11 protein-coding genes and 1 pseudogene are annotated in these 13,567 nt (G+C 40.8%); 4 read left to right on the forward strand and 8 right to left on the reverse strand.

Translation table 11 applies throughout. The features are described 5' to 3' along the window. From urtB to AC5YCE_RS05680, 5 genes are all read right to left on the reverse strand, one after another. Positions 1-1,662 carry an urea ABC transporter permease subunit UrtB gene (gene urtB / locus AC5YCE_RS05660; RefSeq protein WP_496171363.1) on the reverse strand — a complete coding sequence of 554 codons (1,662 nt, stop codon included), beginning with the start codon at positions 1,660-1,662 and terminating at the stop codon, positions 1-3. Positions 1,663-1,747: 85 nt separating this feature from the next. Continuing rightward, positions 1,748-3,031 (reverse strand): urea ABC transporter substrate-binding protein, encoded by a 1,284-nt coding sequence (gene urtA, locus AC5YCE_RS05665; protein ID WP_496171364.1) that lies wholly within the window; start codon positions 3,029-3,031, stop codon positions 1,748-1,750. Between the two features lie 337 nt (positions 3,032-3,368). Continuing rightward, entirely contained in the window at positions 3,369-3,923 is a 555-nt protein-coding gene (locus AC5YCE_RS05670; RefSeq protein ID WP_496171365.1) for a DUF6714 family protein, read from the reverse strand. After that, entirely contained in the window at positions 3,923-5,803 is a 1,881-nt protein-coding gene (gene parE, locus AC5YCE_RS05675; protein ID WP_496171366.1) for a DNA topoisomerase IV subunit B, read from the reverse strand. The genes AC5YCE_RS05670 and parE overlap by 1 nt, the downstream gene beginning before the upstream one ends. A 14-nt stretch (positions 5,804-5,817) precedes the next feature. Beyond that, entirely contained in the window at positions 5,818-6,402 is a 585-nt protein-coding gene (locus tag AC5YCE_RS05680; RefSeq protein ID WP_496171367.1) for a YqiA/YcfP family alpha/beta fold hydrolase, read from the reverse strand. A gap of 246 nt (positions 6,403-6,648) precedes the next feature. Here AC5YCE_RS05680 and AC5YCE_RS05685 point away from each other — a divergent pair, with 246 nt between their 5' ends. After that, positions 6,649-7,980: a PGAP1-like alpha/beta domain-containing protein gene (locus tag AC5YCE_RS05685; protein WP_496171368.1), complete on the forward strand. Its 1,332-nt coding sequence runs from the start codon at positions 6,649-6,651 to the stop codon at positions 7,978-7,980. Between the two features lie 58 nt (positions 7,981-8,038). On the opposite strand, the gene AC5YCE_RS05690 is transcribed toward AC5YCE_RS05685, so the two are convergent. Together AC5YCE_RS05690 and gshA are read right to left on the reverse strand one after the other, a co-directional pair. Then, positions 8,039-8,536, reverse strand: coding sequence for a disulfide bond formation protein B (locus tag AC5YCE_RS05690; RefSeq protein WP_496171369.1), 498 nt, complete (start codon positions 8,534-8,536; stop codon positions 8,039-8,041). 18 nt (positions 8,537-8,554) lie between these two features. After that, positions 8,555-10,132, reverse strand: coding sequence for a glutamate--cysteine ligase (gshA, locus tag AC5YCE_RS05695; RefSeq protein ID WP_496171370.1), 1,578 nt, complete (start codon positions 10,130-10,132; stop codon positions 8,555-8,557). 211 nt (positions 10,133-10,343) lie between these two features. On the opposite strand from gshA, the gene AC5YCE_RS05700 reads away from it, so the two are divergent. From AC5YCE_RS05700 to AC5YCE_RS05710, 3 genes are all read left to right on the forward strand, one after another. After that, positions 10,344-10,883, forward strand: a complete 540-nt coding sequence (locus AC5YCE_RS05700) for a DUF924 family protein (protein ID WP_496125484.1) — start codon at positions 10,344-10,346, stop codon at positions 10,881-10,883. Between the two features lie 149 nt (positions 10,884-11,032). Next, positions 11,033-11,593, forward strand: a complete 561-nt coding sequence (locus AC5YCE_RS05705; RefSeq protein ID WP_496125491.1) for a CC0125/CC1285 family lipoprotein — start codon at positions 11,033-11,035, stop codon at positions 11,591-11,593. Positions 11,594-11,647: 54 nt separating this feature from the next. Next, positions 11,648-12,955 (forward strand): DUF445 domain-containing protein, encoded by a 1,308-nt coding sequence (locus tag AC5YCE_RS05710; RefSeq protein ID WP_496171371.1) that lies wholly within the window; start codon positions 11,648-11,650, stop codon positions 12,953-12,955. Between the two features lie 205 nt (positions 12,956-13,160). On the opposite strand, the pseudogene AC5YCE_RS05715 reads toward AC5YCE_RS05710, so the two are convergent. Continuing rightward, positions 13,161-13,567: pseudogene (locus AC5YCE_RS05715) on the reverse strand (ISNCY family transposase); the annotation flags it as partial.

Raw genomic sequence — 13,567 nt, forward strand, 5'->3', positions numbered from 1 at the left:
TTACTCCACAAAACGGCCTTTGATGGCAAACAAACCTTGTGGGCGTTTTTGAATAAACAAAATCACAAGAACCAACAGAATAATTTTGGCAAGGACTGCACCCATGCCAATTTCAAGCACAGTGCCACTGATCCCTAAACCGAGTGCTGCAAAGACGGCGCCCCACACTTGACCCACACCACCGACCACGACCACAAGGAAGGCATCGATAATGTAGTTTTGACCCAAATCAGGCCCCACGTTACCGACCTGTGCCAAGGCACAGCCTGCAAGACCAGCCAGTCCTGAGCCTAAGCCAAAGGCCATCATGTCAATACGACTCGAACGTATACCCACAGCACGTGCCATTTGACGGTTTTGCGTGACTGCACGAACGAACAGACCGAATCGGGTTTTATTCAGTAAATAAACCAGTAGAAGCAGAACAGCAATGGTGAACCCAATAATCGCAATTCGGTTATAGGGCAACATTAAACTTGGCGTAATCGAGATGCCCCCCGACAACCACGAAATATTAGACACTTCAACATTTTGAGCCCCAAAAATCATGCGTACCAACTGCATCAGAATTAAGCTGACCCCAAAGGTTGCCAATAAGGTTTCCAACTGACGACCATACAGCGGACGAATAATGGTGCGTTCAATCAACATACCAATCAAAGCACTGACCAGAAAGGCAGCAGGAATGGCAATAATTAAATACCAATCGACATAAGCGGCTAAATGGGTTTTAAACAGGCTTTGAATGACGTAAGTGGTATAGGCACCAATCATGATTAACTCGCCATGCGCCATATTAATCACACCAAGTAACCCATAGGTAATGGCTAAACCCAGCGCAGCAAGCAGTAAAATACTGGCTGTACTCAAACCTGAAAAAACATAACCCGTCCATTCACTGGCTTGGAGTTTGGTTTTAATGCTCCCTTTTGCATCGATTAAGGCTGCTTTTAATTCGGGGTTCAGATTGGGCTGACTCAGCTCCTGTTCGATCATGGCTAAAACATCGGGACGATTCGATTGTTTAAGTACGTTGACAGCTCGAATTTTGTCTAAAACATTAGGACTGTTGTAATCGAGTCGTGCCATGAGCTGTGCTAAACGCGCTTTCACCTTGTTATTGTTTTCACTCAAATACAGTTCTTTCAACATAGCTGAGTCAATTTCAGTTAAATTATTTTCCAAAATATCAATCGCATCTAAACGCTGAGACGACTCTTTCGACTGAAGCTTGAGCTTCGCTTGACCAAAGTTCAGTGCTTTTCGCAGGGTATTGACCAAAGTCACTTGCGATAAATCTGCTGGCCAAGTTTCAATTTTTTCAAGCTGTGGATAGCCCAATAAGTTTTCATTATTTTTTAAAATATAAGTTTGACCTGAACCATCGCTATAGAGTTCATTTTGATCAATATAACTGACCAGTTGATCCAGTTCTGCAATGCTGGCAGGCCATTGATTTAGCATCGCGCGTCGCTGTGAAAAATCTGCTTTAACAAATTGTTGGATCACATCGCCATTGGTTGAAACAGAGATGCTTGCCACATCTTGAGTTAAAGCAGATTGTTCAGTCGTGCTAAACGTATTTTGTGCGGAAACAGATTGAAGCAGAAATATTTGAATAAAAATAAAGAGAAAGTTTGCGAACTTTATTTGAATTTTCATATCGAACCTCCCGATAGAGAGTATTTTTCCGAAAACGGAATTAAAAGACAAAAAGCCTATCGCGGATGCAATAAGCTCAATAACGTTATTTCGGAATGTATGGGCTCCATGGCTCCGCTTTAATCACATTTGGCGTTTTATACACCACGTCAAACTGACCATCAGCACGGATTTCACCAATCATGACCGGTTTATGTAAATGATGATTGCTTTCATCCATTTTCAAGGTATAACCCGATGGCGCAGTAAAGCTTTGACCTGCCATCGCGTCACGAACTTTATCCACGTCAGTCGAACCTGCTTTTTCGACCGCCTGTTTCCACATATGGATGCCGACATAAGTAGCCTCCATCGGATCATTGGTTACGACTTTGTTTGCATTTGGCAGTTTGTACTCAACCGCAAATTTTTTGTATTTTTCAATAAATTTTTGGTTCGTTGGATTTTTAACAGACATGAAATAATTCCATGCCGCTAAATGTCCAACCAATGGCTTGGTATCAATACCGCGTAATTCTTCTTCACCGACAGAAAATGCCATGACTGGAATATCAGATGCTTTAATGCCCTGATTACCCAGTTCACGGTAGAACGGCACATTCGAGTCACCATTGATGGTGGAGATTACTGCGGTCTTTTTACCTGCTGAGAATTTCTTAATATTGCCGACAATAGTTTGATAGTTGCTGTGACTAAATGGTGTGTACTCTTCCATAATGTCAGCTTCAGCAATGCCTTTTGACTTTAAGAATGCGCGTAAGATTTTATTGGTCGTTCTCGGATAAACATAGTCTGTCCCCAACAGCACAAAACGTTCCGCTTTACCGCCTTCTTCACTCATGAGGTATTCAACCGCAGGAATCGCCTGCTGGTTCGGTGCTGCACCAGTATAGAAAATATTTTTAGACTGCTCCTGCCCTTCATATTGCACTGGGTAGAACATCAAACCATTGAGCTCTTCAACCACAGGAAGCACTGATTTACGCGACACCGATGTCCATGCCCCAAAAATAACGGCGACTTTATCTTGTGTGAGTAACTGACGCGCACGCTCTGCAAATAAAGGCCAATCCGATGCAGGATCAACCACGACAGGTTCAAGTTTTTTGCCCAAAACACCGCCACTCGCATTGATTTCATTGATCGTCATCAACGCCGTGTCTTTCAATGATGTTTCTGAAATCGCCATGGTTCCAGACAATGAATGTAGAATCCCGACTTTAATCGTCTCTCCAGATGTCACTGGTGCTGATGCATCTACTGATGAAGTCTCCGTTTTTTCAGTCGACTTCGAACACCCTGTTAAAGCAATGCTCCCCAACATTGCAGTTGCGAGTAATGTTTTTGAAAATATTTTTTGTTGAAACATCTGATTTACTCCAAAGCGAGTGATGCATAAACATGCATGAATTTGGTTTTGAATCAGGTGAGACAATTCAATTTCTATGCCAAAGCGGAAAACTACAATCAAACAAAGAAATCTAAAAATATATTTTAATGAGAGAAATCAATATTGTAATAATAGAAAAATAATAGACTTAAACTTATTTTCAAGCGACGCTGATGTGTAAAAATGAATACAACCTTGTATACAACATTGCATTCATCATTTCCGTTTTCGCTCTTTTGTAATCACTTTATTTAAAGTGATGCACAAATTAAGCGCAATTTAGATGTAAAAAAACCCACGTCCGTGGGCTTAACATTTAACTCGACCAGTAACCATCTTTTAATTCTTTCAGAATCATATCTCGATAAAACTCCGAATCTCTATCGTGAGCTATCCATCTTAAATACGCTCTGACAGCTTCGTACTGTTGCTGATTCAACATTGCAAATTTCTGTATTTGATCATAGGATCCACACAAATAAAAAGCCAGATCAAAATGCCACTCACCACGCAGATCTGCGAGTAAAAAAGCAGGTAGATGAAAACGGATTCCTTCAGCATCAAAAAAGCTTAAACTGCTATAGCAGTCATTTAAATCCTGAATCGGAATTTTAGACCAATCTAATTGTTCATCATGCTGACGCAAAGCAATACATTCGGCTGAGCTCTTATAATCATCTATACCTTGAGCTTGCCATAAGCCAATACCTTCACCAAGCGTGATATTGGCAAATGCGCATTCAATTTGCACCTGAATCTCCTCCATCATCTGCCATAAAAACAGCGTTTCTTCAGCATCGGCAATCATCAAAGGATCAACGCTTTTCCGCTTCATCTCTTCTATGTCATCTGGTGAAGGATAAATCTGCATTAAACGACGATATCCGCCAAATTACCCTTCTGTTCCAACCATTCTTTACGATCACCTGAACGTTTCTTCGCAAGTAATTTATCGAGTAAACCCGCTGTAAAATGGCTATCATCCAAATCCAATTGCACCAAACGACGCGTATTTGGATCAAGCGTTGTTTCACGCAGTTGACTGGCGTTCATCTCACCCAGACCTTTAAATCGGGTAATTTGTGGAGATTTGCTTTTGACTTTTTTCAAAATTCCTTCAAGTTCGGCATCATCTAACGCATAGTGCACATCTTTATTGTCATCGATACGATATAGTGGCGGCATCGCTACATACAAATGACCGGCTTCCACCAACGTTGGAAAATGCTTCACGAACAGTGCGCACAATAAGGTCGCAATATGTAAACCATCTGAATCGGCATCGGCCAAGATACAAATCTTGCCGTAGCGTAATTCTGAAAGATCATCAGAACCGGGATCGACCCCGATCGCAATCGCAATGTTATGTACTTCCTGAGAAGCCAAGACCTCATCTGATGAGACTTCCCAAGTATTTAAGATCTTACCGCGAATTGGCATGATCGCTTGGAAGTTCTTGTCACGGGCTTGTTTGGCTGAACCACCGGCTGAATCTCCTTCCACAATAAACAGCTCAGATTGATCTAGATCATGTCCGACACAGTCGGATAATTTACCGGGTAAAGTCGGACCTGCCACAATCTTCTTACGTTCAATTTTTTTCGAAGCTTTTAAACGACGACCTGCTTTGGCAATCACCAGTTCCGCGAGTTGCATCGCAATTTCAGAGTTTTGGTTCAGCCACAATGCAAAGGCATCTTTGGCAATATTGAGTACCACACCAGACGCTTCACGGCTCGAAAGTCGTTCTTTGGTTTGTCCTGAAAACTGTGGCTCTTGGAACTTGAGTGAAAGAATGTAGTTCACCCCATCCCAAACATCTTCAGCGGCGAGTTTTAAATTACGGGGTAATAAATTTCGCAATTCACAAAACTCACGCATCGCATCGGTGACACCTGAACGTAAACCGTTCACATGCGTACCGCCTTGTGCAGTGGGAATGAGGTTCACATAACTTTCTTGGATCTGTTCACCACCTTCAGCATTCCAACAAATCGCAAATTCAGCACTCGCACGTTCTGCATGACCCGTTGCAACAAAAGCAGGACTAGGAAGAATCTCACGGTCTTCCAATTCATCCATCAAATAATCGACTAAACCATTTTCAAACTGCCACACGATTTTTTCATCGTTGATTTGATCGATATAGCTAATCTGCAAACCCGCAGCCAATACAGCTTTGGCTTTTAGATTATGCTTGAGTGCTTTTAAAGCAAATTTGGGTGAATCAAAATATTTAGCCTCAGGCCAAAAATGTACTGAAGTACCTGAAGCACGTTTCGGTGCTTTGCCCTCGAATACTTCGAGTTCTGAAACAGGTACACCTTGTTCAAATGCCATTTTGTACAGGTTACCCTGACGCTGCACTTCAACTTCAACACGGGTCGATAGTGCATTTACCACTGAAATCCCGACCCCATGCAGACCACCTGAAAATTGGTAGTTATCGGTACTAAATTTACCCCCTGCATGGAGTTTAGTCAGGATAATCTCAATCCCACTTTGACCATATTCAGGGTGAATATCGACAGGCATCCCGCGACCGTTATCTTCCACAGATAATGAGCCATCTTTATATACCGTGACGGTTATTTTATTGGCGTGTCCAGCCAGTGCCTCATCGACTGAGTTATCAATAACTTCTTGCGCCAAATGGTTTGGACGCGTGGTATCGGTGTACATGCCGGGACGGCGACGAACCGGATCTAAACCAGATAGAACTTCAAGTGATTGAGCCGTATATTGAGACACGTTGTACTGTTTCCTTATTGTATGCAGTCCGATAAAAACTGATAGACCATCGGTATTTTGTATGCGAAATTATCCATCGCATGATTGCCCTTGCTCTCTGTGATCACCAATGAGCTAAATTGAGCGCGACTATAATAACGCTGAGCTTCACGATAATCCAAAACTTCATCACCTTGTTGCAGTAAAACTAAAATTTTGTCTGCATCTTGCACAAACGGCACAGCCATCTGTTGTAATTGATCAAGTTGTGCATGATCCAAAGTCCATTCAGGGGTCACTGCAAATGGCAGTAAGCCTTCACCAAATAAATTTCGAAAGAGTTGCCATGGTCGCATAGCCGGATTAATTAAAACAGCAGGTATGCTGTATTTGGCGACCAGTTGTGTCGCATAAAAACCACCTAAGCTACTCCCGACCAAGACAACTTCATCCAAAGACTCAATCAAATTCGATACATTCTGCATAACCTGATCAGGTGGTTGATTAAGATCAGGCAAATGTACATTCACCTGTGAATGACTCAAAAAATAGTGTTTTAACTGTTGTCCTTTAATCGATAAAGCACTACTTTTGAAGCCATGGAGGTAGATAATATTCATTGCCATTGGATTGATTTTTAAAATGAATTTATTTAATTTTCAATGTGACCAGATTCACAAATTTGTTAGGTTTTTGTACATTATCGACTTTTGTCAGACAAAAAAAACCGTGCAACTGATCAATCATCGTTATTTTAAAAAAATGTTCGGGAAGAACCACATAAGATAACTAGAATGGATTTTATACAATGATTACGGCTTAAAAGAAAGTATTAAGCATGATCATCTTGGAAAAGGACCAAACACATGCCGAGTTTAACTCCGCTCCACGAAACCTATTGTAAATGGGACAGATCTCCTCCTAGCCAAGCTGACGTATTGGAAGGTTTGGCACAACTGGTGAGTACACCGCTACATCAAGCTGTTCAAAATCTAATTCAATCCTTACAACGTGAAATGTTGCTCAGTATTTTCGGTCTCAGTAAGAAAAAATCACAAGAATTCCAAAAAAAATCTTATGTCAAAAAGTTTTATGATTTTTCATACAGCACACTCCTGAATTACGGTAGTTATTTTCTAGCGCCTACGCTACGTAAAATCATCGATCAATTTCCAAGGTTACATGACAAACCTTTAACGCCAAAAATGATTTTTTTGGTGAGTGCACTCAATGGTGTTATTGGAGATTATCTACTTAAGAATCAAAACCCTCTGGCTTTATCTTCTAATCTTTATGACCATTATGGCGAATTACAACAAGGTGATTTGTCTGGACGTATTGTGATTTTTAGTCATGGGTTATGTATGAACCATTTGGACTGGACCAATCGCAACTACGGCGGCATTGGAGAGAAATTATTAGCGCAACGCGATAACAACACGATGTTGTATTTGCATTACAACACGGGGCGACGGATCTCTACCAATGGTCGTGCTTTAGCCAATCTGCTTGAAGATTTGGTCAAACAAAATCCAAGAATTACCAGTATTGATTTGATTGGGCACAGTATGGGTGGCTTAGTCTCACGCAGTGCTTTATTTTACGGTAAGCAAAACTTGCATCAATGGTTTCATATGGCTGAAAACTTGGTGTGTTTAGGCTCGCCACATCACGGCGCAGTATTAGAACGGATTGGTTTTGCTATCCAAGAAAAAGTAGGTCAATTTCCGATTGTGAATTTGGCAGGTCATTTCGTTAATATTCGCAGTAATGGTATTTTGGATTTACGTCATGGCAGCGTTCGTGATGATGATTGGGAACATAATGATGCGCGTATCGGCATGATTGATGATAATCGCAAACCAGCTCCACTTCCCTCTCATATCAATACGTTTTTGGTCGCAGGAACAATTGAGAATGAAACCCGTAAAAATCGTACGCGAAAAGTCATTGGTGACTATTTGGTGAGTGTGAAAAGTGCCTTGGGCGAACATCCGAATCCACGTTTTCAACTCAAATTACCTGAGTCGCATAAGGCTGTTTTTTATGGTTTAAACCATATGGAAATCCAATATCATTCCAGTGTGGCAGAACAAATTGCGCGTTGGTTCTACCCGCATCATGATGATATTGCAGAAGCACAGATTCAAAAATATTTGATCAAACTCGAAAGTATGGAAGGGATTGTTCAGACTTAACAAGCGTCCCCAATCCAGTAGCATTAAAAAAAACCAGCAATACGCTGGCTTTTTTAAATTAAGGATATTTTCTAAAGATCTGCCAGATACTGACAACTGCAAGCCCACTAAAAAACACCAGTGACCACACAGGCAAGGATTGACCCAAGAAAGTCCAATCCACCACTGCACATTCACCAGAGCCTTTCAGCACCTGATCAAAAACAGATTTTAAAGGCAATGTTTCTAGCCAATAATCTAAACCTGGGCCACAACTTGGGACTTGATCAGGCGGTAAGTTCTGCAACCACACATGACGCGCAGCAACCCCTGCTGACCATAAAATAGAAATGGTTCCAAGCAATGCATAGCCACGTTTTAATCCATTGTGTTTTGGATAATGAACAAAGGCGATCAAAGAAATCACACCCAAGCCAATCAATCCAACGCGTTGAAATACACACAGCGGGCACGGACTAAAGCCCCGAAAATGCTCAAGGTACAACGCAAATGCCATCCCAATGACACTGGCTAAAAATAACAATCCACTGATAACACGGTAATTATTCCATTGCATGGAATACCCTCTTTTCAATTATCTGAACGCAGTTAAATACTCATCAAAAGATTGAGTACATTCTTGTTCAAGTTGCTGTTGTTTTTGTAATGAGCTTTGTGCAAGCCCGTCAAAATATTCTATGGTCTCAGGCTTCAACACATGCGTTTCATAGCTTTGGGCATGTTGATTCGCCATCTCACTACCAAAATTCCAAGTACCTTTATGACTCAAAGTATCTTGAATCACTTTAGCCGACAATGTTTCATCCACTTTATGAATACGTTGCTGCATGGTTTCCAAGGCTTGGGTATAAATTCGGCTTGAATAAGTTTGGTTGAGTAATCGCGCCAAAGATTGCATCTGAGCAAGATGCTGACCGATCCATTTTAAAATCGGAACTTGCTTCTTATGTTCAAGAATCACGGCATTGGGTGCACGTCCACGATTGACCACTTCCGCTTGGTTTTTCTCGATATCTTCTAATTCTGGATCATACAATTCAGGACTGTCTTGCATCAGACAATATAGTGCCAATACTTCAAGGAAGCCTGCGGTGTCTTCATCAATACCAATCGCACTATACGGGTTCACATCGACAGCACGAAGTTCAACATAACCCACGCCACGATTTGCCAAGGCTTGCGAAGGCGTCTCTCCTGCAAGAGGCACTTGTTTAGGACGAACTAAACTATAGTATTCATTTTCAATTTGGAGCACATGATCATTAATTTGCGTAGGCTCACCCATTTTGTCTTGCAGACCCAAATGTGAAAATGGGCTATACGGCGTATTCACTGCTTGTTGTAAACCCACTAAATAATCGGGCAAGTTGTTATAGTGAATCCCCAGCTCTTTTTGTGCCGAGTTTTGATAGCCAAAGTTGCCCATGCGTAAAGCCGTCGCATACGGTAAATGTAATGTCCCTTTGACCAATGGCAATAAATGATGCTCACGTCCAGTCATAAAACAGCGACAGACCGCAGGACTAGCGCCAATCAGATACATCACTAAAGGCGTTAAACGGATAAAGTTACGAATCAAACCGAAGTAACGATGACTACGATAATCTTGCAAATTTAAGGATTTCAGATCAGGATTCCATTCATGTTTTTGTAATTCTTCAAACAACTGATCTGGAAATGACACATTGTAATGCACACCTGAAATGGTCTGCATTCGACGTCCATAACGTACGCCTAAACCTTTACGATATAAGGTTTTAAAGCGTCCTACATTAGACGTACCATATTCTGCAAGACGGATACTTTCTTCGTCATCATCTAACATGCACGGCATAGACAATGGCCATAACTTCTCACCATCTTCTAAATGGCGATGTGCTACAGCATGTATATCTTTTAAATAATTTAAAGCCTGTGGAATCGTCTCTTGTGGCGGTGTAATAAACTCCATCAACGCTTCAGAATAATCTGTGGTGATATGGGGATGAGTTAATGCTGAGCCAAGCGCTTTAGGATGATCTTTTTGCGACAAAAAACCATTACTTTGCATGCGCAAACTTTCACGCTCTATTCCGCGTAACATTCCCTTAAATAATGTCGAATCCACCCAATTTGGTAATGAAGATTGAAAAATTGATTCGGGTTGACTCATTTACGGACTCGCTTATCTTTAAGACGGCTTTAAACAAAATGTTTGATTTATATCAAGTATAGCGTGAATTATCGATCAGTATGACATTGCGATCCACAATTCAACCCAACTCACTTTATAATTTGTTTATTGTTTATCACAAAGTTTAACTTTATGACGTTAGAAATTTGTGATTTTATGCATGTAATGCCTTTAAAGAACTGTAAATAATATGAATTATAAACAAGTCCTAGATTTTTGGTTCGATCCTGAAAATAAAGAATTTTGGTTTAGTAAAAGTGAAGACTTTGACTTAGAGATTGAAGAAAAATTTGGTCATACCTTACAACAAGCCATGCGCTGTGAACTTTGGACATGGCGTGAAACTGCTGACGGGCGCTTGGCTGAAATTATTGTGCTTGATCAATTTTCTCGTAATCTATTCCGTGATCACCCTGCTGCGTTTGCACAAGATCCTTTGGCACTTTCACTTGCTCAAGAAGCCATTCGTTTAGATTTAGATATAGAGCTTACACCTGAACAGCGATCATTCTTATATATGCCTTTTATGCACAGTGAATCCAAAATTATTCATGAGCAAGCACTTCAACTATTTGAAGCACTAGGTAATCCAATCAATCTCGATTTTGAGAAAAAGCATAAAGTGATTATTGATCGTTTCGGGCGTTATCCACATCGAAATGAAATTTTGGAACGTGAATCAACCGCTGAGGAAATCGAATTTTTAACTCAACCCAACAGTAGCTTTTAAATATTTTGCTTATGGATAGACCTAAGCTAAAGCTCGCGATTATGTGTTGTCCTAATGATTTAATTGCTATGATTTAGACAGAGCCTATTCATTTGCACCCTACTGCTGATTTCGGGAGTCATTCAATGCATCATCCAATAATGAATAAAATAAAATTATCACTTCTTGGTGTTTCAATTGGAGCTGTAATGGTGCTTTCAGGTTGTGTGACGACACCTTCACAGCCTCGTACCTTCGATCAATTGGGTCAATTCAGTACCACACCTTTGAATGAGCAGACTTTTCGGGTCAGTTTCCAAGGACATTCCAATATGAGCTTTGGGAGCGCGGAAGAAATTGCCCTGTTAAAATCAGCTCAAACAACAGTCTTAAAAGGCTTTCAGTATTTTAAAGTTATGGATGATCCAAGTAATCGCAACCAACAGCCTCCTCGTCAAGCCGTGGTTTATCCAGTGCCGATGATGTCGCCTTGGGGTTATGGCTATCGACGTCACCCGGGGTTTTATGATCCGTATTACGACATACCTCAAGTGGTCAATGTTGACCCTGTTCAAGTCTCTTATACGATTCAATGCTTTAAAGATAAAAAATCTGCCCCGACAGATGCTTTTGATGCAGGTCTCATTTTACAAAGCTTAGGGCAAAAATATGGCGTCAGTACCACAGGTCAGGTTTTACAACCACAGCCTGTGATTGCACCGACCAAATGATGAGATTCATTTAAAATATTGCAGTATTCATTGTCAAAATTGATTGGAGTTTAGATGAGTCAAACCGAAGAACATACTTCACCGAGTTTAAATCGCAGTAAACGCTACGCCATGATTGCTTTGATTATTGCAGTCTGTGCGTGGATTGCACTCATGATTGCTGCAAAGCTCATGCCTGAGTATGTTTGGTTGATTCATATTTTAATGTTGTCTGCTGAAGCGGGTGTGGTCGGTGGTTTAGCCGATTGGTATGCGATTACGGTACTGTTTCGAAATCCTTTTGGTCGTATTCCAATACCTAAATTCTTAAAAGATCACACTGAAATTATCCCGCGTAATAAAGCCCGTATTGCTGAATCGATGGGTCGTTTTGTTCAGGAGAACTTTCTATCTCCTCAGGTGGTTGAAAAAAGTTTAAGCAGTACCGACATCAGTCTCGCTGTGGGAAAATGGCTCGCCAATCCACAAAATAATGCTCAAGTCACGCAAGTGATTCAACAAACTGTGCCTAAAATTTTTGAATTTGTGGGGCAAGAGCAAGTGGGTCGCTTTATTCAAAATAACAGTGTGCAATGGGTCAAAAGCACGCAGATCAATCAACTTGCCAGTGAGATGATCCGTGCAGTCCTCGAAAACGATTTCCATCAAGATGTACTACAACGCGGTTTAGATGTGGCGCATGAATGGATGACCACGCATCCTGAACAGACCCATGAACTGACCCGTACCCTTTTTAAAGAATTAGGCGTTTGGAAACTGGCCAAAGGTGCAAGTTGGATTGGTATTGATGTGCAACAACGTACCATTGATTCGCTGATCCAACGTGTTGAATCAATGCTGGCTGACCCTGAACACCCTTGGCGTCAAAAAATTGAAGAGATCGGTCAGCATTTAATGCTTGAGTTGGCAAACCCTGAAAGTACAGCCAGTACACGATTAAATGAAACCAAAGATGCACTTTTAGATAGCCCTCAAGTCTTAAACTTTATCAGCGGTGCTGTGGTGATTCTCTGCAATGCAGTCCGTGATGATTTATTGAAACCTGATTCGGGTATTGCAGAAAATCTTCGTGTTGCGATTCAACGTTTGGGTGAAAATATCATCTCTAACTCAGCCATTCGCGAGCTTTTAAATGAGAAAATCAGTGGTATTGCGATTAATCTGAGTGATCAATACAGCGAAAAAGTGATTCTATTCATTAGTGAGCGTATCCATGAGTGGGATTCGCGTGAAATGATCGACAAGATTGAAAATGAGGTCGGTGGTGACCTGCATATGATTCGTGTGAATGGTGTGGTGGTTGGTGCATTTATTGGTTTGGTTTTAGGGATAATTCGGGCGGTGATTGAGTATGCGTTTTAAATGCATTGATTAGATTTACTATTAAATATGCTGAAATATCTAAACATCATTCGGCGTGGAACATGATAATTCATGTAAAAAGCCCAATCGGTGATGAATGGGCTTTTTTAATATACATAAGATATTGAAATTAAAAAACTTTTACTATGGGTGTTATTCACCAATTAAAATGTCTATGCGATAAACCATTTAAAATGTCCTGTTTTTAACGACAAGAGTCAAGCACAGGATTCAACTTTCTTTGTTCAATACCGGCTTTCTGAGCTTTACGACTTGGCATACTTTTGTTTGTTCTTGAACGTTTATTCTGTTTTTCCAATGCTTCATGCTGCTGTTGAATATGCGCTAGAACTGAACCTAAACGTTTATTTTCAACAATCTCATTTTGCTGTAGCCCAGCCAATTTATTGAAGATGCTGTAGTTGAGCTTTCGTCCTTGATGCATGAGGGCCACAGTCCCATCCGGATACTCTAGAAATGAAATATATTGCCCAACTAATTTCTGGTTTAATTCAGTCGGTTCAAGCATATAAATACATTTGTCATAGGTCAGGGTTAGATTCTTGGTGACCTTACGCGGTTCCTGCCAGGTAAAAATATCATCCAGTTCAA

The organism is Acinetobacter sp. CY79 (genome assembly GCF_059515845.1).

What these genes read in the sequence shown, in the direction of transcription:
- urtB (WP_496171363.1), bottom strand. Translation starts at nt 1,662, where the DNA reads ATGAAAATTCAAATAAAGTTCGCAAACTTTCTCTTTATTTTTATTCAA.
- urtA (WP_496171364.1), bottom strand. Translation starts at nt 3,031, where the DNA reads ATGTTTCAACAAAAAATATTTTCAAAAACATTACTCGCAACTGCAATG.
- AC5YCE_RS05670 (WP_496171365.1), bottom strand. Translation starts at nt 3,923, where the DNA reads ATGCAGATTTATCCTTCACCAGATGACATAGAAGAGATGAAGCGGAAA.
- AC5YCE_RS05680 (WP_496171367.1), bottom strand. Translation starts at nt 6,402, where the DNA reads ATGAATATTATCTACCTCCATGGCTTCAAAAGTAGTGCTTTATCGATT.
- AC5YCE_RS05685 (WP_496171368.1), top strand. Translation starts at nt 6,649, where the DNA reads ATGCCGAGTTTAACTCCGCTCCACGAAACCTATTGTAAATGGGACAGA.
- AC5YCE_RS05690 (WP_496171369.1), bottom strand. Translation starts at nt 8,536, where the DNA reads ATGCAATGGAATAATTACCGTGTTATCAGTGGATTGTTATTTTTAGCC.
- gshA (WP_496171370.1), bottom strand. Translation starts at nt 10,132, where the DNA reads ATGAGTCAACCCGAATCAATTTTTCAATCTTCATTACCAAATTGGGTG.
- AC5YCE_RS05700 (WP_496125484.1), top strand. Translation starts at nt 10,344, where the DNA reads ATGAATTATAAACAAGTCCTAGATTTTTGGTTCGATCCTGAAAATAAA.
- AC5YCE_RS05710 (WP_496171371.1), top strand. Translation starts at nt 11,648, where the DNA reads ATGAGTCAAACCGAAGAACATACTTCACCGAGTTTAAATCGCAGTAAA.